General features: G+C 32.8%; 25 protein-coding genes. 2 read left to right on the plus strand and 23 right to left on the minus strand.

Features of this window, described 5'->3' with window-relative positions; all coding sequences use genetic code 11:
- Position 1: 1 nt before the first annotated feature.
- The 6 genes from flgB to dprA all read right to left on the minus strand — a co-directional run bounded on the left by flgB (position 2) and on the right by dprA (position 6608).
- On the minus strand, positions 2 to 412 hold the full coding sequence (gene flgB, locus HNR52_RS03380) for a flagellar basal body rod protein FlgB (RefSeq protein WP_013788109.1): 411 nt from the start codon (positions 410 to 412) through the stop codon (positions 2 to 4).
- Positions 413 to 633: 221 nt separating this feature from the next.
- A complete protein-coding gene (gene codY / locus HNR52_RS03385) occupies positions 634 to 1392 on the minus strand; it encodes a GTP-sensing pleiotropic transcriptional regulator CodY (protein ID WP_013788110.1) in 759 nt (252 codons plus the stop codon).
- A gap of 13 nt (positions 1393 to 1405) precedes the next feature.
- Positions 1406 to 2788: an ATP-dependent protease ATPase subunit HslU gene (hslU, locus tag HNR52_RS03390; protein ID WP_435619697.1), complete on the minus strand. Its 1383-nt coding sequence runs from the start codon at positions 2786 to 2788 to the stop codon at positions 1406 to 1408.
- A gap of 13 nt (positions 2789 to 2801) precedes the next feature.
- Complete coding sequence (gene hslV / locus HNR52_RS03395) at positions 2802 to 3332, minus strand: ATP-dependent protease subunit HslV (RefSeq protein WP_013788112.1); 531 nt, start codon at positions 3330 to 3332, stop codon at positions 2802 to 2804.
- 85 nt (positions 3333 to 3417) lie between these two features.
- On the minus strand, positions 3418 to 5475 hold the full coding sequence (gene topA, locus HNR52_RS03400) for a type I DNA topoisomerase (RefSeq protein ID WP_013788113.1): 2058 nt from the start codon (positions 5473 to 5475) through the stop codon (positions 3418 to 3420).
- A 44-nt stretch (positions 5476 to 5519) separates the two neighbouring features.
- On the minus strand, positions 5520 to 6608 hold the full coding sequence (gene dprA, locus HNR52_RS03405) for a DNA-processing protein DprA (RefSeq protein WP_435619698.1): 1089 nt from the start codon (positions 6606 to 6608) through the stop codon (positions 5520 to 5522).
- A 111-nt stretch (positions 6609 to 6719) separates the two neighbouring features.
- Here dprA and rnhB point away from each other — a divergent pair, with 111 nt between their 5' ends.
- Positions 6720 to 7448: a ribonuclease HII gene (rnhB, locus tag HNR52_RS03410; RefSeq protein WP_435619723.1), complete on the plus strand. Its 729-nt coding sequence runs from the start codon at positions 6720 to 6722 to the stop codon at positions 7446 to 7448.
- Between the two features lie 4 nt (positions 7449 to 7452).
- Complete coding sequence (locus HNR52_RS03415; protein WP_435619699.1) at positions 7453 to 7821, plus strand: YraN family protein; 369 nt, start codon at positions 7453 to 7455, stop codon at positions 7819 to 7821.
- Here HNR52_RS03415 and trpS read toward each other — a convergent pair.
- The 17 genes from trpS to acpP form a co-directional block, all read right to left on the minus strand.
- Positions 7811 to 8794, minus strand: a complete 984-nt coding sequence (trpS, locus tag HNR52_RS03420) for a tryptophan--tRNA ligase (RefSeq protein WP_435619700.1) — start codon at positions 8792 to 8794, stop codon at positions 7811 to 7813. The genes HNR52_RS03415 and trpS overlap by 11 nt on opposite strands.
- 14 nt (positions 8795 to 8808) lie before the next feature.
- Positions 8809 to 10341, minus strand: a complete 1533-nt coding sequence (locus tag HNR52_RS03425) for a YifB family Mg chelatase-like AAA ATPase (RefSeq protein WP_435619701.1) — start codon at positions 10339 to 10341, stop codon at positions 8809 to 8811.
- An 11-nt stretch (positions 10342 to 10352) separates the two neighbouring features.
- Positions 10353 to 11189 carry a ribosome biogenesis GTPase YlqF gene (ylqF, locus tag HNR52_RS03430; protein WP_435619702.1) on the minus strand — a complete coding sequence of 279 codons (837 nt, stop codon included), beginning with the start codon at positions 11187 to 11189 and terminating at the stop codon, positions 10353 to 10355.
- Positions 11190 to 11231: 42 nt separating this feature from the next.
- Positions 11232 to 11570 (minus strand): 50S ribosomal protein L19, encoded by a 339-nt coding sequence (rplS, locus tag HNR52_RS03435; RefSeq protein WP_013788120.1) that lies wholly within the window; start codon positions 11568 to 11570, stop codon positions 11232 to 11234.
- A gap of 14 nt (positions 11571 to 11584) precedes the next feature.
- Positions 11585 to 12313: a tRNA (guanosine(37)-N1)-methyltransferase TrmD gene (gene trmD, locus HNR52_RS03440; RefSeq protein ID WP_435619703.1), complete on the minus strand. Its 729-nt coding sequence runs from the start codon at positions 12311 to 12313 to the stop codon at positions 11585 to 11587.
- Positions 12313 to 12813: a ribosome maturation factor RimM gene (gene rimM, locus HNR52_RS03445; protein WP_435619704.1), complete on the minus strand. Its 501-nt coding sequence runs from the start codon at positions 12811 to 12813 to the stop codon at positions 12313 to 12315. Before rimM ends, trmD begins: the two co-directional genes overlap by 1 nt.
- 8 nt (positions 12814 to 12821) lie before the next feature.
- Complete coding sequence (locus HNR52_RS03450) at positions 12822 to 13049, minus strand: KH domain-containing protein (protein WP_013788123.1); 228 nt, start codon at positions 13047 to 13049, stop codon at positions 12822 to 12824.
- 25 nt (positions 13050 to 13074) lie between these two features.
- Complete coding sequence (gene rpsP, locus HNR52_RS03455) at positions 13075 to 13332, minus strand: 30S ribosomal protein S16 (RefSeq protein WP_013788124.1); 258 nt, start codon at positions 13330 to 13332, stop codon at positions 13075 to 13077.
- Positions 13333 to 13360: 28 nt separating this feature from the next.
- Positions 13361 to 14701 carry a signal recognition particle protein gene (gene ffh / locus HNR52_RS03460; protein WP_013788125.1) on the minus strand — a complete coding sequence of 447 codons (1341 nt, stop codon included), beginning with the start codon at positions 14699 to 14701 and terminating at the stop codon, positions 13361 to 13363.
- A 25-nt stretch (positions 14702 to 14726) separates the two neighbouring features.
- Positions 14727 to 15080, minus strand: coding sequence for a YlxM family DNA-binding protein (ylxM, locus tag HNR52_RS03465; protein ID WP_013788126.1), 354 nt, complete (start codon positions 15078 to 15080; stop codon positions 14727 to 14729).
- A gap of 72 nt (positions 15081 to 15152) precedes the next feature.
- Positions 15153 to 16118 carry a signal recognition particle-docking protein FtsY gene (ftsY, locus tag HNR52_RS03470; protein ID WP_013788127.1) on the minus strand — a complete coding sequence of 322 codons (966 nt, stop codon included), beginning with the start codon at positions 16116 to 16118 and terminating at the stop codon, positions 15153 to 15155.
- A gap of 15 nt (positions 16119 to 16133) precedes the next feature.
- Positions 16134 to 19682: a chromosome segregation protein SMC gene (gene smc / locus HNR52_RS03475; RefSeq protein ID WP_435619705.1), complete on the minus strand. Its 3549-nt coding sequence runs from the start codon at positions 19680 to 19682 to the stop codon at positions 16134 to 16136.
- 70 nt (positions 19683 to 19752) lie between these two features.
- The gene (locus HNR52_RS03480; protein ID WP_013788129.1) at positions 19753 to 20013 is read right to left on the minus strand and encodes a stage V sporulation protein S; all 261 of its coding nucleotides are present in this window, start codon (positions 20011 to 20013) and stop codon (positions 19753 to 19755) included.
- 95 nt (positions 20014 to 20108) lie between these two features.
- Positions 20109 to 21173: an elongator complex protein 3 gene (locus HNR52_RS03485; protein ID WP_013788130.1), complete on the minus strand. Its 1065-nt coding sequence runs from the start codon at positions 21171 to 21173 to the stop codon at positions 20109 to 20111.
- Positions 21170 to 21868, minus strand: a complete 699-nt coding sequence (gene rnc, locus HNR52_RS03490; protein ID WP_013788131.1) for a ribonuclease III — start codon at positions 21866 to 21868, stop codon at positions 21170 to 21172. The genes HNR52_RS03485 and rnc overlap by 4 nt, the downstream gene beginning before the upstream one ends.
- A gap of 13 nt (positions 21869 to 21881) precedes the next feature.
- Positions 21882 to 23111 (minus strand): beta-ketoacyl-ACP synthase II, encoded by a 1230-nt coding sequence (gene fabF, locus HNR52_RS03495; RefSeq protein WP_435619706.1) that lies wholly within the window; start codon positions 23109 to 23111, stop codon positions 21882 to 21884.
- A 57-nt stretch (positions 23112 to 23168) separates the two neighbouring features.
- The gene (gene acpP, locus HNR52_RS03500) at positions 23169 to 23399 is read right to left on the minus strand and encodes an acyl carrier protein (RefSeq protein ID WP_013297969.1); all 231 of its coding nucleotides are present in this window, start codon (positions 23397 to 23399) and stop codon (positions 23169 to 23171) included.
- Positions 23400 to 23417 lie beyond the last annotated feature (18 nt).

Genomic DNA, 23417 nt, shown 5'->3' on the forward strand with positions numbered 1-23417 from the left:
GTCAATTACCTCCATCTTTTATCGCTGTAAGCAGAGAATTCAATTCACCACTGACTCTTTGAGCTAATGCATCATAATAAAGTTGATTTTTAGCAAGATTCGACATTTCTACATCAATATCAACATTATTGCCATCTAATCTCATAGATGTACTATTATCCTGAACAATTTGCGGTTCAATATTGTCTATGGATGTCGAATTAATTGGTATATGATTTTTATCAGTAACAAAACCAGTTAATTTATTAGAGTTTATAGCATCATTTAAAATGCTTTCAAAATTTACATCAGATCTTTTAAAACCTGGAGTATCCACATTGGCTATATTATTCGATATGACTTCATTTCTAAGCTCTGAAGCATCTAAGGCTTTACTCATAAGATCTACTGTATTAAAATTAATTCCCAGCATCTATATTCCTCCATTTCAATAATAGTTTTATTCGACACAAAATTGAATTTTCCTTCAAAAAATATTCAAAAAATAGATTATTTAGCATAAAAGTCGTGTTATAAATAAGCAAAGAAATATATGTCAGTATTTATCAAATTTTGTCAAAATATATTATATCACTGGATGATTTTAAAGACCATAAGAAAAAAGTCCTAAATTTACTTAGGACTTTTTTCGCATTATCTTTTTAATTTTTTAAGCTCATCTATAAGTTTATCATTCAGAATTTTTATGTGGGTTCCTTTCATCCCTAACGATCTGGACTCAATAACACCAGCACTTTCGAACTTTCTCAAAGCATTAACAATTACAGACCTTGTTATCCCGACTTTATCAGCTATCTTGCTGGCTACAAGCAAACCTTCATTTCCATCCAACTCTTCAAATATATGAATCACAGCTTCTAATTCTGAATAAGATAATGTGGCCAAAGCCATCTGTACTACTGTGCGTTTCCTTTCATCTTCCTCCATTTCGTAGTTCTTAGATCTTAGTATTTCTAATCCTATGACTGTAGCACCGTATTCAGCTAAAATAATATCATCATCAGTAAATTTATCTCCTACTCTTAAAAGCATTAAAGTGCCCAGCCTATTTCCTCCGCCAAAAACAGGGACTATAGTTTCAAAAGCATCGTCTTTTTTTATAAGCATGGCTTTGCTTTCTTTAGTCAAGTTTATAGACGTTTCTGTTATCTTTAAAAGTTCATCATTAAAATCTTCTGAAAACTGCATCCCTTTGACTACCGATTCATCTATATCTCCCACAAATTTTTCTATATTTTTCCCTAAGAGCTTGCCTCTCCTGCTTACTATAAAGACATCGCAGTTGATAACATCCTTCAGTATCTCAGACAATTCATTAAAATCAACTGGTTGAACACCTGTTTTTTGAAGTACCTTATTTACTTTTCTAATTTTCTCTAATAGTATCCCCATTATTATCCTCCTCTTAAAGTATGTATTTGTTAACATCAAATCTGTTTAAATTATCTTTTAGCTGTTCATCGATATAATTCTTATCGATAATCACTTTGCTACCAGTTATGTCAGGAGCTTCAAACGATAACTTTTCAAAAAGCTTCTCCATTACTGTGTGTAATCGCCTTGCACCTATCTCTTCAGATTGTTGATTTATTATATAAGCAATTTCTGCAATCCTGTCTATTCCATCATCTGTGTATTCAACTTCTACCCCTTCAGTGCTCAGTAATGCCGCATACTGTTTTGTTAGTGCATTTTTAGGCTCCTTCAAAATCCTTATGAAATCTTCTTTAGTTAGAGGTTTAAGCTCCACTCTTACAGGAAATCTTCCTTGTAGCTCAGGAATTAAGTCACTTACCTTAGATACATTAAAAGCACCTGCAGCTATAAAAAGAATATAATCCGTTTTAACAGGACCGTATTTTGTCATAACCGTGCTGCCTTCCACTATAGGCAATATATCCCTTTGAACTCCTTCTCTAGATACATCTGGACCATTAGTGTATCCGCTTCCAGCAATTTTGTCAATTTCATCTATAAAGATTATTCCATCTTGTTCCGTTCTCCTGATAGCCTCATCGATAACTTCATCCATATCAATCAAATTTTGGGCTTCTTCAGATTCTAAAATTTTCTTCGCTTCACCTATAGGAACTTTTTTATACTTCTTTTTTTTAGGCAAAATATCGGCAAACATATCCTGCAAATTGATGTTCATTTCTTCTGCACCTAAGTTTGAATACATTTCTAAGATAGGTGAGGAAGAATCTGTTATCTCAATCTCAATTATCCTATCGTTTAATTCTCCGCTTCTTATTTTTTCTCTTAATTGCTCTTTTTGCATTCTTATTTCTTGCCCATCATCATCATGAGTATCCTCATCGCCTTGTGCATTAAATAAAAACTCAAACGGATTTTTCTGCCTTTTGCTTTTTCTGCCATTTATCAAGTAATCTAATATTCTCTCTTCTGCAAGCTCTTTTGCCCTTAACATGACATTTTGCATCTTCTCCTGCTTAACCATTCGAATGGCCGACTCAAGCAGATCTCGTATCATCGACTCTACATCTCGTCCAACATAACCGACTTCTGTAAACTTAGTAGCCTCAACTTTAACAAAAGGAGCTTCGATAAGTTTTGCAATTCTTCGTGCTATTTCCGTTTTTCCTACGCCTGTAGGTCCAATCATCAAAATATTTTTAGGCGTTATTTCATCCTTTATTTCATCTGGTAGCAAATTTCTGCGGTATCTATTCCTAAGTGCCACAGCTACAGATCTTTTTGCCAAATCTTGACCAACTATATATTTATCAAGTGCGTCGACAATTTCCTTTGGAGTATAATTCTTCATGCTAAGTCCCTCCTTACAAGCTTTCTACTGTTATATGATCGTTTGTATATACGCAAATTTGAGATGCAATCTCAAGGGACTTTCTCGCGATTTCATCTACTGGTAAATCTGTATTGTACCTTAGCGCAAGTGCTGCCGACATTGCGAAATTTCCACCGGAACCAATCGCAATTACATCGTTATCTGGCTCAATCACTTCGCCATTGCCAGAAATGACTAACGTGACATTTTTATCTGCTGCAATTAAAAGTGCCTCTAATTTTTTTAAAATTTTGTCTTTTCTCCATTCCTGTGCAAGTTCAACCGCAGCTCTTTTTAAATTTCCACTGTATTGCTCTAATTTTTCTTCAAACATTTCAGATAAAGTAAATGCATCAGCTACTGATCCAGCGAAACCAACTAACACCTCATCATTGTACAACCTTCTGATCTTCTTAGCTCCGTGTTTTAAAATTGTATTTTCACCAAATGTTACTTGCCCATCACCAGCTATTGAAACTTTATTGCCGCGTCTTACGGCAACTATAGTAGTACCTTTAAACAAAATTTCACCCCCCAAAAAACAATATAATATTAACACAAAATTTATAACATTTCAATAATATTTCAAAATTTTTTATATATTTAAATTACTTTACGTAATCACAATTACTGCATTTAATAATCTTTCGCCCTTTTGAATGCTTCTCAACAAGCAAGGCCCCACATTTAGGACATGTTTCTGATATAGGCCTATCCCAAAACATAGTGCCACAATTGGAAGAATTTTCACACGCATAATAAACTTTTCCTTTTTTGCTTTTTTTAATAATGATTTTACCTCCACATTTAGGACATGTAACACCAATTTCTTCGTATAATGGTTTAGTATTTTTACACTCCGGAAATCCAGGACAAGCTAAAAATTTACCATAACGGCCGTACTTTATAACCATATTTCTGCCGCAGAATTCGCATTTAATATCAGTTTCTTCATCTTTTATTTCAATATCTTTCATTTGTTCTTCTGCTATCTTTAGTGAAGCATTAAAACCATTGTAAAATTCATCGATGACATCACACCACTTTTCAATTCCTTCTTCTATTCTGTCAAGCTGCTCTTCCATTTGCGCCGTAAATTTTACATCTACTATGTCTGGAAAGAATTCTTTCATTACATCTGTTACAATAAACCCCAATTCCGTAGGTTTAAGATTTTTCTTTTCTTTTATCACATATCCTCGTTCTAATAATGTAGATATTATAGGAGCGTAAGTGCTTGGCCTTCCTATACCTTTTTCCTCAAGCTCTTTTATCAGTGTAGCTTCAGTATATCTTGCAGGTGGCTGCGTAAAATGCTGCTCTGGCTTTAATTCTTTTAATTTCAAAAAATCTCCGCTATTAAGCATTGGAAGCATCTTATCTTCATTTTCATTTTCATCATCATCTGTGTAAACCGCCATAAAACCAGAAAACTTAATTTTAGAGCCACTTGCCTTAAACACGTAATTTTTATTAATAATATCAACATTCATCGTGTCATATAAGGCCGGTGACATTTGACTTGCCAAAAATCTACTCCAAATCAATTTATACAATTTATATTGATCTGGCTTTAAAGAATCCTTAATTTTCTCAGGGTCTAAATCTATGTATGTAGGTCTTATAGCTTCATGAGCGTCTTGAATATTCCCTCCCTTTTTTGCATATGTAGCATTTGGATTTGCATATTCCTTTCCATATTTCTGCAATATATACTCATAGGCTGCTTTTTTAGCTTCATCTGAAACTCTTGTTGAGTCTGTTCTCATATAAGTTATTAATCCAAGGCTGCCTTCACCCTTTATTTCTACACCTTCATAAAGTTGCTGTGCAATCATCATCGTCTTTTTCGCAGTAAAACCCAATGTTTTTGAGGCTTCTTGTTGCATTGTACTTGTTATGAAAGGAGGTGAAGGATTTCTCTTTTTTGTACCTATTTTGACATTTTCTACTACATAATCATCTGTCAAATCTTTTACTATTTCATTTACATCATTCTCATTTTTTAACTCTACTTTTCCATCTTTTGTACCATAAAATTTTGCTTCAAAAGATTGTGTCTTTTTTTCTTTATACAAATATGCCGATATGCTCCAGTATTCCTCCGGTTTAAAATCCTCAATTTCCTTTTCTCTATCACAAATCAATCTTGTTGCTACCGATTGAACTCTACCTGCACTCAAGCCTCTCTTTATTTTTTTCCAGAGCAGTGGACTTATATTATAACCTACAAGTCTATCTAAAATTCGCCTGGCCTGCTGTGCATCAACTAAATTCATATTTATTTCTCTCGGATTTTTAATGGCATTCTGTATGGCATTTTTTGTTATCTCATGAAACTCTATCCTACATTTTTCATTAATATCAATATTTAATAAACTTGCCAAATGCCATGATATAGCTTCCCCTTCCCTATCCGGGTCCGTTGCAAGGTAAATTTTCGATGCATTTTTTGCCTCTTTTTTTAACTTCTCGATTATAGGTCCTTTTCCGCGAATCGTTATGTATTTTGGTTCAAAATTTTTTTCAATATCTATCCCAAGCTGACTTTTAGGCAAATCCCTTATATGCCCCATAGATGCTTCGACCTTATAATTTTTGCCTAAATATTTATGTATTGTTTTAGCCTTAGATGGCGATTCTACTATTACCAAAGATTTTTCCATTTTGATACCTCCAAAACAATTATTAATTATATCAAATTGTCTTATTAATTAAAACTTTTTTCATATTTATTTCCAGGTAACCTGACAATAAGCCCTTTAATCGTCAGTGATGATAAAAGATAATTGACTTTAGATATAGGAAATTTAGTTATCTCCACAATTTCTTCTATATCTCTTGGGCATTCTGATATTATAGCGTACAGTTTTCTCTCTTCACTGCTTAGTGTATTTACGAATCGCTCATTTATTCTTGTTTTTATATCTTCTCTAAAATTATACTCATCAAGTATATCGCTGACACTTGCGACTAACTTTGCACCTTGCTTTATTAGTCCGTTTGTGCCTTGGCTGTAAGCACTTGTAATAATACCTGGAACAGCAAAAACATCTCTTCCCTGTTCCAATGCAAATTTAGCAGTAATCAAAGAACCACTTTTAACACCCGCCTCGACAACTAATACGCCTAATGACAAGCCACTTATTATCCTGTTTCTGGCAGGAAAATTGCCTGCTACAGGAAGATAATCAAGCGGATATTCAGATACAACAGCACCTTTAGAAATTATTTCTTCCATCAATTTTTTATTTTCTTCAGGATATGCTATATTTACTCCGCACCCAAGTACAGCAATTGTCCTTCCTCCAGCTTTTATAGCGCCTTTGTGAGCTTGACTGTCGATTCCTCTGGCCATTCCACTTATTATAGTAAACCCATGCTTGGATAATTCATATGAAAATTTTTCAGACATCAATTTGCCGTATGATGTAGCATTTCTTGAACCGACTATGGCAATCGACATATCATCAGATTCAGTAATATTACCTTTTACATATAAAACTGGAGGCGCATCGTATATTTCTCGAAGTAGTTTTGGGTATGCATCATCATCTATCAATAGAACTTTTACTTTTTCTTTATGTAACCTTTCTGCGTATTTGTACGGTTCAATCTTTTTTGCCTCTATTATACTGTTTAAAACCCTTCTATTATTAACCACTTGTTTTATGTCTTCCAAACTTGACTTATATACATTTTCTGCGTTTCCAAAATAATCCACAAGTTTTTTAAAAGTCTTTGCACCTACGCCATTAATTGAGCTGAGCCAAACATAAAATACTTTATTCCTATCCATTATTGCACCTCAAATATATATTTAAACATTATCATTATAATAATAAAAAATAAAAAATAAAAGCAGGTATTTTATATATTTTTGTCGAATAAGTATAAGTTGGGTGATAAAATGGTAAAACAGTTTTTAACGATAAAAAGTTTAAAAGAACACATATACAAATATGGATTTGAAATAGAAGGATTCAAGATAAGCAGCAATGCTTTAAGATGGCTTGAGAAAGAAAAAAATAGATTAAATAATTTGATGAAATACGAAAATGAACTTTACAATTTAGATTATAAGTTGATTGGAGGAATTGACGAAGTAGGGCGAGGACCTTTAGCAGGTCCTGTCGTTGCAGGATGTGTCATACTTCCAAAACAATCATTTATTCCAGATATTGATGATTCAAAAAAATTAAGTGAGTCAAAAAGAGAACTATTGTCTGAAATAATTAAAAAAAAAGCTATTGCATATGGTATTGGCATAATAGATAATGAACAAATTGATAGAATAAACATACTAAACTCCACTTATGAAGCCATGAAGGTGGCGATTTCTAATCTTAATATTAAAGCTGATTTTTTGCTGGTAGACGCAATAACAATACCAGACATTGATATTGCACAAATACCCATAATAAAAGGTGACGCAAAAAGCATTTCTATTGCGGCTGCATCTATAGTAGCTAAAGTTACAAGGGATAACATAATGAGAAAATACGATGAAATGTATCCACAGTATGGGTTTTGCAAAAACAAAGGTTACGGCACAAAAGAACACATAGAAGCTATAAAAAAATACGGGCCATGCCCAATACATAGAAAAACCTTTTTAAAAAGTATATTAGGTGATTGATTACATGAATAATAAAATATTAGGTAATTTAGGAGAAACAATTGCAGAAAATTATTTAAAAAAATCCGGTTATAATATTGTCTGCAAAAATTTTAGATGCTCTATCGGAGAAATAGATATAATAGCATTAAATAAAGATAGCCTGATTTTTGTTGAAGTTAAAACAAGGACTTCAACAAAATTCGGCTATCCAAAGGAAGCGGTAACGTACCATAAAAAAAACAAAATCATTAAAGTCGCGGAAACTTTTTTGGCATTTAATGAAAAATATACAAATCATATTTTTAGATTTGATGTGATTGAAATATTAGTCGATCCAAAAACATATAAGCTTAACAATATAAATCACATAAAAGACGCTTTTACGCGTTAGGTAAAAGTCCCATCTTATCCTTAACTTTATTTACAGTTGCCTTTGCAATTTCACTGGCTTTTTCAGCACCATCTTTTAATACTTCATTTATAAAATTTGAATCTAAGTTTCTGTAATTAGATTGTATTTCTTGAAGTCTTTCTACTATGACATCAACTAGTTCTTTTTTTAAGGTTCCATACCCTTGCCCCTTAAATCTTGCTTCCACGTCTTCTATGCTTATGTCGGTAAATGCGCTATATAGCGTAAGCAAATTGCTTAAACCTGGTTTATTCTCAGGATCATATCTTATCACGTTTTCTGAATCTGTGACTGCCTTCATGATTTTTTTCTTTACCAAAGAAGGTTCATCTAATAAATTTATTTTGCTGTATTGATTTTCGCTGCTTTTGCTCATTTTTTTATCAGGTTCAGTCAAGCTCATTATTCTCGAACCAGTCTTCAAAATCATCGGTTCAGGTATCACAAAAGTATCACCAAATCTATTGTTAAATCTCATAGCTATATCTCTTGTAAGTTCTAAATGTTGTTTTTGATCATTGCCTACAGGAACAAAGTTTGTATCGTATAGCAGGATATCTGCCGCCATCAGGTCAGGATACGTGAACAAACCTACAGACACAGACTCTTTGCCTTTGCTTTTTTCTTTAAATTGAGTCATTCTATTTAACTCGCCAAAATATGTCATGCACTGTAGCAACCAAGCAAGTTCTGAATGCTCTTTAACATGTGATTGAACAAAAATAATCACTTTTTTAGGATCAAGACCTATGGCAAGATAAAGTCCAGCCAATTCAATGGATTTTTTGCGCAAAGTTTCTGGATCTTGTGGAACTGTCAATGCGTGCAAATCTACAATACAAAATAAGCAACTATAGTCATCTTGAAGTTTTACAAATTGTTTCATTGCTCCTAAGTAATTGCCAATATGAATATCCCCTGTTGGTTGAACACCTGAAAAAACTCTCTGCATCTTTCACACCTCTTTTAATTGCTTATGTATTTATTGTTAAAATTTCTATATTGAAATGCTTCTACAACATGTTCATATTTAACATCATGGCTTCCTTCTAGATCAGCAATCGTCCTTGCTAATTTCACTATTTTATTATAAGCTCTGGCACTAAGTCCTAATGTGTCAAAGTATTCTTTTATCATATCTGTAGTTTTTTCATCAAGTTTTATGTATTTTTTTATCATATTATTATTTAGCTGAGAATTAAAAAATATACCACTGCCTTTATACCTTTTTAATTGAATCTCTCTTGCCTTTTTTACTCTATTGCGTATCATCTCTGATGTTTCGACATTTGCATCATCATCAAAATACTTTTGCTTGTCGACACGATTTACCTCAACATGCAAATCAATCCTATCCAATAAAGGACCGGAAATTTTGTTTTGATAACGCCTTATTTCATTAGGAGTGCATCTGCATTCATGAGTATCGTCGCCTAAATAGCCGCAAGGACATGGATTTAATGCGACAATGAGAATTACTTTAGCTGGATACGTAAAAGTAGCATTGACTCGTGATATTGTCACACATTCATCTTCTAACGGTTGCCTAAGCGCTTCAATAGCATCTCTCCGAAATTCGGGAAACTCATCGAGAAATAAGACACCGTAATGTGCTAAAGAAACTTCTCCTGGTTTCGGAATCCTGCCACCACCAACCAAAGAAACTGTTGAAATAGTGTGGTGAGGCGCTCGAAAAACCCTGTTTGTCAATAGTGAAACATCTTCAGACAAAGTCCCTGCTATACTATGTATTTTGGTAACTTCTAATGCCTCTTCCAAAGTCATCTCTGGAAGTATGGTAGGAAACCTTCTTGCTAACATAGTTTTGCCTGAACCAGGAGGACCTACAAGCATGACATTGTGGCCACCGGCAGCAGCAATTTCAAATGCTCTTTTTGCATTTTCCTGTCCTTTTACATCAGAAAAATCTACATCATAATTTTTTCTTTTGAAAAGCTCATCAATATTGATTTTAATACTGTCGATTACTTTTATACCGTTTATGTAATCAACAACGTCTTTTAATGATTTGACAGGTATAACTTCTACATCTTTTGTTATGGCAGCTTCTTTTGCATTTGCATATGGCAGTATTATCCTTTTAATTCCGTAGAGTCTTGCATCCATAGCCATAGGCAGCGCACCTTTAATTGGCCGTAGAGAACCATCAAGTGATAGCTCGCCCAGCAAAACGGTATCATTATCAACAGGTTTAACTTGTCCAGTGCATATAAGTATTCCTACAGCTATCGGCAGATCAAACGATGTACCTTCTTTTTTAGTATTAGCAGGCGCTAAATTTACTGTTATTTTTTTTACCGGAAATTCGTACCCACTATTTTTTATAGCAGCTCTTACTCTATCTCTTGATTCTTTTATCTCTGTATCGCCTAGTCCAACTATATCAAAAGCAGGAAGTCCATTTGATATATCAATTTCTACATCTACTACATATCCGTCTATACCTAAGATTGCCATGCTTTTTGTTATAGAAAGCATCAAAAATCCCCCTAATCAGGTCTTTCAAGAGATATTTTGCCAATTTTCCCTGTGCGAAAATCATCAATAATGATTTTCGCAGCACGCTCTGTATCAACAATTCCTCCAGAAGACAAACAACCTCTTGTTTTACCTATATCTGTAAGTAATTTATACACATCTTTGCTTATGTCTTCTAACTTGTATCTTTTAATTAAAAGCTCTGGATAATTTATTTTCAATATATCAAGTAATAAATATGCCAACTCTTCATGATTTAACAGCTCATCTTTAATCGCAGATGTTAAAGCCAGCATCATTCCAACATGTTCATCTTCAAATTTAGGCCACAGAATACCTGGGGTATCTAACAAATCAAAATAAGGTGTTTTAATCCACTGCTTTGATTTTGTCACTCCTGGTTTATTGCCAGTCTTGGCATTTTTTGTTTTAGTCAAAGAATTTATCAATGTTGATTTTCCAACGTTAGGTATGCCAACTATCATTGCCCTTAATTTAGCTTTTATACCCTTTTGTCTTTTTTTATCGATTATATCGCTACACTCTTTTAAAGTCAATTCGTAAATACTTTGAATGCATTTGCTATCTAAAGAATTTATATTAAGGCTTACGTGACCTTTAAGATTGAAATAATCGTTCCACATTTTATTGACTTCTAAATCAGCCAAATCAGATTTATTAAGCAAAATAATCCGTTTTTTATTTTTTACTAAGTCATCTATCAATGGATTTCTACTGCTTCTTGGAATCCGAGCATCTAATAATTCATAGACAATATCTACTATTTTTAAATTTTCTTCAATCAGGCGTTTAGTTTTTGCCATGTGTCCAGGATACCATTGATACATAATTTCCTCCAAATATTGAAAAAGGGACTAATCAAGTCCCCTTTATTTCTTCTCTTGAATTTTAGCAGCTTTGCCAACTCTTTTTCTAACATAATAGAGTTTGGCTCTTCTAACTCTACCTTTTCTTACTACTTCTATCTTTTCAATCCTAGGTGAGTGAAGTGGGAAAGTCCTTTCTACTCCAACACCATAAGAAACACGTCTTACAGTAAAGTTTTCTCTTAATGATCCACCACTTCTTTTTATAACAACACCTTCAAAAACCTGAATTCTTTCTTTGTCACCTTCGATAACTTTATAATGTACTCTTACAGTATCACCAACATTAAATTCAGGTACTTCTCTCAATTGTTCTCTTTCTACAATATCAACTAGATTCATTTTTTTCCCTCCTTTCAAATATTTGAATAACCTAACTTTTTAAGATATTCAATATCTTGTTCTGATAGATATTTTCTATCCAAAAGATCTGGGCGTAATTTAAGCGTAGTCTCTAATGATTTCTGCCTTCTCCACTTAGCGATTTCCGCATGGTTTCCAGACAGTAACACTTTCGGGACTTCCATCCCATTAAATATTTCAGGCCTTGTATATTGAGGATATTCTAATAAACCACAATAAAAAGATTCATCAATAAAACTTTCATCTTGCGGCAAAACACCATGTATCAACCTTGACACAGAATCTATAACTGCCATCGCAGCGATTTCGCCGCCTGTCAAAATGAAATCTCCCATTGATATTTCCTCATCTATTAGTGAATACACTCTTTCATCGATTCCCTCGTAATGTCCACATAAGATGATTATTTCATCGTATTTTGACAGCTCTATAGCTTTCTTTTGATCAAATTTTTTCCCTTTAGGACCCATATAAAAAACTGGCGTATTTTTAAATGACTTGACTGCATTAATTGCATCATATATTGGCTGAACCATCATTACCATACCATACCCGCCACCATATGGATAATCATCGGTCTTCTTATGTTTATCTTTCGAATAATCCCTGATATTTACCAAATTTACTTTTATCAATTCTTTCTCGATTGCTCTTTTCAGAATGCTATTTCTAAGTATACCTTCAAACATATCAGGAAAAATCGTTAAAACATTAAAAACCACTATAGTCCCTCCAAAAGATGGACTATCATTTTTTTACCATTTATATCCACATCTTTAATCACATCTTTAATGGCAGGTATCAATATGTCCCTCTCGTCTGTTTTTACTACATACACATCATTAGCACCAGTTTTTAACACTTCCTTTAATACACCCAACTCTCTTTTGTCCTCAGTGTAAACTTTCATATCTATCAAGTCTTTAATAAAATACTCGTCTTCTTCCAACTTTACAGCATCATCCATCGTTATTTTTATAAATTTGTCTTTAAGCTTCTCCGCCTCATTTCTGTCATTTACTTCATAAAATTTTATCAAAACAAGATTCTTAATAAATCTTACTGATTCAATTTGATATTGAACCCTTTTGTCATAATCAAAAATATACACATAATCAAGATCATAAAATCTATCTAAATGATCTGTAAGCGGATATACCTTGACTTCGCCGTTTACACCGTATGCAGATGTAATTTTGCCTACGGATAAATAATCATCCATAAAATCACCTAAATTATTTCTACGATGACACGTTTCTTCTCTTTGGTTGCAGCGGCCTTAACAACAGTTCTTATGGCTTTTGCTATCCTACCTTGTTTACCTATAACTTTTCCCATATCTTCTGGAGCAACCTTAAGCTCTATTATAATTGACTGCTCACCTTCAATTTCATTAATTTGAACTGCATCAGGGTTGTCAACAAGAGATTTCGCAATGAACTTAACTAATTCACCCATGTTTATCCCTTCCTAAAACAGCATTTTAATTGTTAATTTTATCAAATATACCTTCTTTTTTGAATAGAGCTCTAACCGTGTCAGATGGTTGTGCACCTACTTTTAGCCACTTTATGGCCTTTTCAGAATCAATTTTAATTTCCTTTGGATTAGATACTGGATTATAATATCCAATCTCCTCTATAAACTTACCATCACGTGGTGATCTCGAATCGGCCACAACAAATCTGTAAAATGGTGACTTTTTTGCACCCATTCTTTTTAATCTGATCCTAACTGCCACTTTATCACCTCCTTTTAAAGCTAAATGTTTATCTGAAAAATGGCATTTTCCTCTTGCCTATTTTCATATTTTTGCCCATATCAGTAAACTGCTTCATCATCTTCTTGGTTTGCTCAAACTGTTTAAGTAAGCTATTTACTTGTTGAATCGACGTACCACTGCCAGCAGCTATTCGTTTTTTTCTACTGCCATTTATGATAGAAGGATTCTGTCTTTCTTCTTTAGTCATTGATTGAATTATTGCCTCTATTCTCTTTATGTCCTTATCACTTATGTTTACTCCTTTTAATTTTGACATATTTACACCTGGTATCATCGAAAACAACTGATCAATTGGCCCCATATTTTTTAATCCCTGTAATTGATCTAAAAAGTCATCAAACGAAAACTGTTGCTCTAAAATCTTTTTTTGCAACTCTAATGCTTTTTTTTCATCTATCTGTGCCTGAGCTTTTTCAATTAAGCTTAAAACATCACCCATTCCCAATATTCTTGAAGCCATTCTATCTGGATGAAAAACTTCTATGTCAGTAAATTTTTCGCCTGATGCTATAAATTTAATTGGTTTACGCGTGACAGCTTTCACTGACAAAGCTGCTCCACCTCTCGTATCACCATCAAGTTTTGTCAATATAACTCCATCTATATCAAGTTTTTCATTAAAAGATTCAGCTACATTGACAACATCTTGACCTGTCATAGCATCGACAACTAAAAGTATCTCATCTGGATTCACGGCATCTTTTATGTTTTTCAATTCATCCATCAATTCTTCATCTACGTGAAGTCTTCCAGCCGTATCAATTATTACTACGTTGTAATTATTATTTCTTGCAAAATCTATAGAAGCCTTTGCAATATCAACAGGTGAAGTCTTATCACCCATTGAAAAAACAGGCACATTTATGGATGAACCAACTACTTGAAGCTGTTTAATTGCTGCAGGTCTGTATATATCACATGCGACAAGTACAGGACTTTTTCCTTTAGACCTTAAATAATTAGCAAGTTTGCCACTTGTAGTCGTCTTACCGGAACCTTGCAATCCCACCATCATTATAACTGTTGGAGGTTTATCGCTAAAATTGATCTTGCTTTCTTTAGAACCCATCAGTGCCGTCAATTCGTCATTGACAATTTTTATGACATGCTGTGCAGGCGTTAGACTTTCCATTACTTCTTGCCCTAAAGACTTTTCAGTAACAGTATTTATAAATTCTTTAACAACTTTAAAATTAACGTCAGCTTCTAAAAGTGCTATCTTGACTTCTTTCATAGCCTCTTTTACATCTTTTTCGCTTAGCTTGCCCTTACCCCTAAGTTTCTTAAAAATGTCTTGAAGCTTTCCAGTAAGACTTTCAAATGCCATTCAAAAACCTCCTAGAATTTTTTATTTACAATTCTAAACCATCAATTTCTTTTTCTATATCTTCCAAAGCCTCTAAGACTTTTTTATCGGAAATATACTTTTTAACCTCATCTATCGACTGCTTTATTTTAGAGAGTTTTTCCATGTTATCATTGTATTTTTTTACAAGTCCCAATTTATCTTCATAGTATTTTAAAATACTTTCAGCTCTTTTTAAAGAGTCGTATACACCTTGTCTTGAAATATTAAGCTCCTGTGATATTTCGCCTAATGAATAGTCATCCATATAGTACATTTTAAATATATCCATTTGTTTGCCTGTAAGTAGCAAACCATAAAAATCATACAACACATTCATTTCAACAAAATCAGAATTCATATATATACCACCTGTTAAGGTACTTGCCTTTACATTAAGATTTTATACGAGAAAATCTAATTTGTCAAGTTTTTATTCAAACAGGGCCCTAACAAATTTTTCTGAATCAAATTCTTGAAGGTCATCAATACCTTCTCCTACACCAATAAACCTTACTGGTATATCAAGCTCGGATTTTATCGATATTACAATGCCTCCTTTTGCTGTTCCATCAAGCTTTGTCAGTATTATACCAGTTACATCTGTAGCTTCTTTAAAAATTTTAGCTTGTTGTATTGCATTTTGGCCAGTTGTAGCGTCTAAAACCAAAAACGTCTCTATATTGCCTTCATTAAATTCTCTTTGAGCGACTCTATATATCTTTTTTAATTCCTCCATAAGATTTTTTTTGTTGTGTAGCCTTCCCGCAGTATCGCACAATATCACATCTACATTCCTGGATTTTGCAGCTTTTATACCGTCAAAAAGGACAGATGCCGGATCTGACCCCTCCTCATGCCTTATTATTTCACAATTATTTTTTCCTGCCCATACCTCTAACTGATCTATGGCTGCTGCCCTAAATGTATCTGCTGCCACTAACAGTACTCTTTTTCCATCTCTTTTAAACTTATTGGCAAGTTTGCCTATTGTCGTCGTCTTACCTACACCATTGACACCAACAATTAAAATTAAAGTTGGTTGCGTAATTTTAAACGACGTCTCTTTAGCCTCCATAATATCGTATATTTCTTCTGCCAACAATTCCTTTATCTTTTCTGCATCTTTAAGTTTCTGCTCTTTAGCTTTCTCTTTTAAATTATCAATAATCTTTTCTGTTGTAGAAACACCAACATCTGCTAATATTAAAATTTCCTCCAATTCTTCAAACAATTCATCGTCTACTTTTCTTCCAAACGATAATATGCCATCTATTTTAGATGTAAAATTATCCCTTGTCCTTGCAAGACCATCTCTTAGTCTCTGATAAAGTCCTTTTTTATCTTCTTTTTCTACAATTTCATCATCTTTTTTATTTTTTTTGAAGAAGTTTAGCATACATTACATTCCTTTCTAAGCACTTTCTAATTTTAACGATAATAACTTTGAAACACCTTTTTCCTGCATAGTTACTCCATATAATGTGTCAGCAACTGACATAGTACCTTTTCTGTGAGTCACAACTATAAACTGTGATTCACGTGAAAGGTCTTTCAAGTAAGATGCAAATCTGTCGACATTTGCATCGTCTAAGGCAGCATCTATTTCATCGAGTATACAGAAAGGTGTCGGTCTTATTAATATCATAGCAAATAACAATGATATTGCAACTAATGCTTTTTCACCACCTGATAGGAGAGAAATGTTTTGAAGCTTTTTCCCAGGAGGCTGTACATTTATTTCTATCCCCGTATTAAGCAAATCATCAGGATTTGTCAAAATTAATTCTGCTCTCCCACCGCCAAACAATTTTTTAAATGTTTCTTTAAATTGTGATTCGATTAAGTTGAAATTATCTTTAAATTTAGTCTTTATAATTTTATTTGCATCATCAATGATTGAATTAAGTGAATTCTTTGCTTCCACCAAATCATCATATTGCATCTTCAGAAAATCGTATCGTTCTTTTAAATTTTTGTATTCCTCTATCGCATTTAGATTGACTATTCCTAGCTCTTTAATGGATGCATTAATTTTTGATAACTGCTGCCTCAATGTCAAAATATTTTCCTTTATTAAATTTGCTTTTGCATTGTTGAAAGTTATCTCATAATCTTCCCAAAGTTTATTTTTGATATTTTCAATTTCCATTTCAACTTTTTGAATATTCAATTCTTTCAAACGTTTATTTTCTATTTCTTTAGAATATTCATTTTCTAATTTATCCAATATTTCTTTATCAGTATTTATGTTTTTCAATTTTGTATCAATCTTTCTTTCCATTTCATGTATTTCTTCGTTAATCTTTTTAAGCCTTTCGTTTAAAATTTCGCTTTTTTCATTAGTTCTATTTATATCTTTTTCATACATTATTTTTAAATTTTCATACTTGTCAATGCTTTTTTCTATCTCAATAATTGATCCAGTAATGTTACTATATTCTGACTTCTTTTCATTTAATTTCGAAACATCATTCATCAACTTTTGCTCATATTTTGCTAATTCAATTTTTAAATTAGTTATTTCTACCTCTAGCTTATTGAGAACATCAGCATTAGAATCTTTGTTGTCTTTATAATCTCTGATCAATTTGTCTAAACAAGCTTTTTTTTGATTAAGTTGCGATATGTTATCTTTGTATTTATTAATTTCCTCGTCATAGCTTTTTATAACATCTCTTATCTGTTTTTCTTCTAATTCACTTTGTTTTATAATCGTGCTTAATTTTTCTATCTCCATCTCTAAAGAAGATTTATTTTTCATTAAATCATTTAAAATGCCTGCTTTAATGTTAATGTTATTTATTATATTATCCAACTTTTCTCTTGTCTTTTCCATTTCTTTGGTTAAAGTATCTTTATACTTTTCTAATTCTTTCAATTCTCTTGCCAATTTATTGCATTTTATATCTTCGAGTTTAATATCTTCTTTCCGCTTCAATATATTTTGAGACTTTAAGACGCTTCCTCCAGTAATCGAACCGCCAGGATTAATGACTTCACCTTTTAATGTCACTATTTTAAATTGATTTTTAAATTTTCTACTTAGCGAAATAGCAGTATCTAAATCCTTTGTTACTATTACCCTTCCCAAAATGAATTTTATCGCTTTTTCAATTTTTTTATCGTAATCAATAATATCAGAAGCCAATCCTATTACTCCATCGTCTCTATTAAAAGATTTATCAAATGGTTTGTACGTTATATTATCAAGTGGCAAAAATGTCGCTCTACCAAAATTATTCTTTTTAAGCACAGATATGAGATCCTTAGCACTTTCGGTAGTTTCCGTTATAATGTCTTGAATTGCTGAACCTAATGCTATCTCAATAGCCAAAGAATATTCACTTCTTACATCAATTAATTCTCCAACTACACCTAATACATTCTTCTTTAATGACTCATTCTTCTCAATGTATTTCATCAAATTTTTAATGCTGTGATTATATCCCTCATATTCTTTATCCATATCCCTTAGAAGCCTTAACTTAGCTATCGCGCTGTTGTATTCATTTAATGTTTTTTCATATTTCCCATTTTGAATCTTTATATTATTTTCTAATGACTTCAATTTTTCTTCAGTTAAATTTTTATCATCATTAAATGTAACTAATTCACTACTAAGGCTTTCAATGTTATTTTGTATTTTGCTTACTTCATAATTTTTAAGTTCAATATCATTTAGCAGATTATTTTGCGTTTTAACTAAATCATTTAATTTTTCAGATAAATTATTTTTCATTACTTCCGTCTTTGAAAGAATGTTATTGTTCTCTGCAATCTCATTTAAAATATCAACCATGTCTTCTTTTGCAGATTCAACTTCCATTTGTTTTAAATTAGACTCTTCTTTTATAGATTCATACCTTGAAATAAGATTACTTAATTCTGATTCAAAATATTGTTTCTTTGACTCAATCTCTTTTATGCTGTCATTAATTTCACCTATTTCTTTTGATGTAAGAGATGATTTATTCTTACTATCTTCAAGAGATTTTTTAAATCTATCTATATTTTCTTCACTATTTTTTACTTTCTCATTTAAAAGTTCTATCTTTCCATTTAATGTCTCTATCTCATTTTTAGAATTATAATAATCTTGTTTTATTTCGTCTAATTGTTTTTTAAAACTTTCAAGCTCTAATTCCGCTTCATTTAAAGTATTTTTTTTGCTTTCGATTTCTGTTTTTAATTTCAACACATTCTTTTCAATCACAGTATAATCTGATTTAAAGTTGCTTAACTTTTTAAAAAGCTCCTCTATATCATGGCAATGAATTGTTATATCAATGCGTTTTTTTTCTTCCTGTAATTTCAGAAAAGTTTCTGCTTTTGCTTTTTGTTCATGCAGAGGTTCCAATTGATTTTGAAGCTCCAGCAATATATCATTTATCCTGTTTATATTTTCATTCGTAACAACTAATTTTTTTTGTGCCTCTTCCTTTTTGTATTTGTATTTTGAAATTCCAGAAGCTTCCTCAAAAATTTGCCTTCTATCTTCTGGTCGTGATAGTAAAATCTCATCGATTTTACCTTGACCAATGATAGAGTACCCATCTCGCCCCATTCCTGTATCCATAAACAGCTCAAATACATCTTTTAATCTGCATTGAGTCTTGTTTATATAAAATTCGCTTTCACCAGATCTAAATATTTTTCTGGTTATTACCACCTCAGTAAAATCCAGTGGAAGCATGTGATCACTGTTATCAAGTGTCAACGTAACTTCCGCAAAACTCAACGGCTTTCTATTTTCTGTGCCTACAAAAATGACATCTTCTAATTTATTTCCTCTTAAACTTTTGATACTTTGTTCTCCCAAAACAAGCCTTACAGCATCTGAAATATTGCTTTTCCCACTTCCGTTTGGACCAACAATTGCTGTAATTCCCTTTTCAAAATTCAATACAACTCTATCTGCAAAGGACTTAAATCCTATTATCTCTAATTTCTTTAAAAACATAAGACCCTCCAAAAATTAGAATTAAAAGGCACTCCACAAGATAATTAAAACCTGCTTTAGCAGGTTTTAATTATCTTGGTTCTACTATGAACTTTATTGCTGTTCGGGTCTCCCCTTCTATTTCTATTTCTGAAAAAGCTGGTATAGCAATTAAATCTATACCGTTAGGCGCCACAAATCCTCTTGCTATTGCTATTGCCTTAACAGCCTGATTTACGGCTCCCGCTCCGACAGCCTGTATCTCAGCTACAGACTTGTCTCTCAATACAGCCGCCAATGCACCTGCTACAGATTTAGGTTGAGATTTAGCTGATACTTTTAGAACCTCCACTATAATAACCTCCTTAGTAGAATTGAAAATGAATACAAAATATATATTCTATAAATAATGACTAAATCCTTCTTTTTATAAAAAATTTTTTAAGATCATATAGTGGACTCATTTAAGTAATCTTCTATTGATTTTTTAAATACATGTCCATTATATTCTAAAAGCACACTATCTTCTTCAACATCTTCAAGCTGAACTATATTAATTTTTACACCAAATTCCGATTCCAAGTAAATCTTATTTCTTTTTTTATTTCCAACTAAAGCTGAAACCGAGCGAGGATTAATGTAAATAAAAACCGTACATTCTTTAATATCGTTATTTTGAAATAGATGTTTAACAATATCTTTATAAATAGACGACTTTACTAACTCTCCAAACGCTGGATGAAATGGACCAGCTACTACATCTTTATTTATGTTTATATCATCTGTAGTTTGTAGTCCTATTCTAATTACATCTATATGATTTTTCTTAAATTTGATGTACAATTCTTTTGAAATCTCTACAGCATCTTCCAAACTAATAGGCATATACATTCCATTTTTATACATCTTTTCCAAATAAGTACCTTTCAAAACAAGAGTAGGATAAATTCTGACAAACGCAGGCCTTAAAGAGATTATCTTATCAGCCGTTTCTAATAATTTCTGTCTATTGTCACCTGGCAATCCTATCATAATCTGTAAACCTAATGTAAATCCGTATTCCTTTATCAATTCAGATGCTCTAAAAACATCAACAGCACTATGACCTCTATGACTCTTTAAAAGCACTTCATTATCCATACTTTGTACACCCAGTTCTATAATCGAAACACCATATCTTTTTAAATTGTCAAGAATAACCTCATCAATATAATCAGGTCTAGTAGACAATCTAATTGCATCAATACTACCTAATATCAAATATTTTTGCACAATAGATAAAAATTTTTTTTGTGTTTCCAACGGTATTCCTGTAAAGCTTCCTCCATAAAATGAAACTTCAATGTGAGCATTTTTCGGAATAGTCTTCAAATAATCTTCGATAGTTCTTTCTACGTATTCCTCATTCACTTTAGATTTTAAACCAGTTATTTCATCTTGATTACAAAAAACACATTTATGAGGACAACCTAAATGAGGGACAAAAATCGGTATAATGTAGATATCTTTCATATTAACCCCATCTTACTTAAAGCCTCCATGGCTGCATATTGCTCAGCTTCTTTTTTACTTCTTCCCTTCCCTCTGCCAAGTCTATTTTCACCGACAAAAACTTCTATTACAAACATCTTATTGTGATCAGGACCATATTCATCTATTAATTTATAAATCACTCTTTCTGAGCCCATTTTTTGCGTTACTTCTTGTAATTTTGTCTTATAATCCCGATATATTAGTCCACTTAACACTTCGTTTATAATTTTCTCAAAGAGCCTTAATACAACTTCACTTACCGTTTTAAGATCCGAATCCAAGTAGACTGCAGCTATTAAAGCTTCCATCGCATCTGCAAGGATAGAATCCCTATTGCGTCCACCTGTCATCTCTTCACCTCTACCTATATTTAAATACTTGCCAATATCTATCTCTCTCGCACATCGAGCAAGTGAAGGCTCACAGACTATTTCAGCTCTGTACTTTGACAAATAGCCTTCTTCCAGATCAGTCCTATTTTTATATAAGTATTCACTTATTACAATGCTTAATACAGAATCTCCTAAAAATTCCAATCTTTCATTGCTGCTTAGAAAGTTTTTGCTTTCATTTGCCCATGAACTATGTGTTAAAGCATTTTTAAGCAATTTTTTATTATTAAAAGTATAACCCATATTTTTCTCTAAATTTTCATATCTATCGCTTAACTCCATGATTGTGCCTCTTTCAATATTTTTTAAACACTAATGAAGCATTGTGTCCTCCAAAGCCAAAAGAATTTGACAAAGCATAATTTACATCCATTTTTAAGGCTTTATTTGGAACATAATCCAAATCGCATTCAGGATCTGGAGTTTCATAATTGATAGTAGGGGGAACAATTCCATTTTTTATAGCAAGTATTGTAGCTACAGCTTCCACAGCCCCTGATGCTCCAAGCATATGTCCTGTCATAGACTTGGTGGAACTAATCTTCAATTTATAAGCATGTTCTCCAAATACATTTTTAATAGCCATAGTTTCATATTTATCGTTGTACTCTGTAGAAGTCCCGTGTGCGTTTATATAATCAATATCATCTGGCGAAATACCAGCATCTTTTAGTGCAAGTTTCATCGCTCTTGCTGCTCCTTCACCCAAAGGTGCAGGTGCAGTTATATGATAAGCATCAGCAGTAGCACCATAACCCACAATCTCACAGTATATTTTAGCACCTCTTTTTAAGGCATGGTCCAATGACTCGAGGACAAGTGTAGCCGAACCTTCTCCCATTATAAATCCGTCTCTCTTAGCGTCAAAAGGTCTGCATGCCGTTTTAGGGTCTTCATTTGTTGACATCGCCTTCATTGAGCAAAATCCTGCAATTGCTAAAGGTGTTATTGCAGCTTCACTACCACCAGTAACAATTACATCCGCATCACCACGTTCAATTACTTTAAATGCATCACCTATGGCATTGGAACTTGATGCGCACGCATTGACTATCGTTTCATTGTGTCCTTTAAGTCCGAAAGTAATCGATATGAGCCCCGCTGCCATGTTCGCAATCATCATCGGAACAAAAAAAGGACTTACTCTTCCTGGGCCTTTCTCCCTTAAAATATTCTGTTGATTTTCTAATGTTTCTATTCCACCTATTCCTGAGCCATACACAACACCTATTCTATCCAAATCTTCACAGGCAAGATCAAGTCCTGAATCTGCTAAAGCCATTTTTGCAGATGCCAAAGCAAACTGAGTGAATCTATCCATCCTCTTGGCTTCTTTTTTATCAATATAATCTGTCGGTTCGAAATCTTTTACTTCTGCCGCCAGTTTCGTTGGATATGCTGAAACATCAAATCTGGAAATTCTATCAATTCCAGACTTCCCATTTATAAGAGAATTCCATAAATCATCAATGTTATTGCCTATTGGAGTTATGGCTCCTATACCAGTTATTACAACCCTATTCATAGATAATCCTCCATCAAATAATCATCTAATTAAGTCCCGCAATTGCGGGACTTAATATTACTTTTCAAGATTTTTTAAATATTCTACTACATCACCAACTGTCTTAATTTTTTCTGCATCTTCATCAGGAATTTCGACATCAAATTCTTCCTCAAGCGCCATGATTAATTCAACTATATCAAGTGAATCTGCTCCAAGATCATCTATAAAAGATGACTCCATAGTGACTTCTTCTGGATCTACCCCTAATTGTTCAACAATTATGTCCCTAATCTTTTCAAACTCCATAAAGTTCACCTCCTCTCA

Source organism: Thermoanaerobacterium thermosulfurigenes (genome assembly GCF_051201035.1).
Lineage (GTDB): Bacteria > Bacillota > Thermoanaerobacteria > Thermoanaerobacterales > Thermoanaerobacteraceae > Thermoanaerobacterium > Thermoanaerobacterium thermosulfurigenes.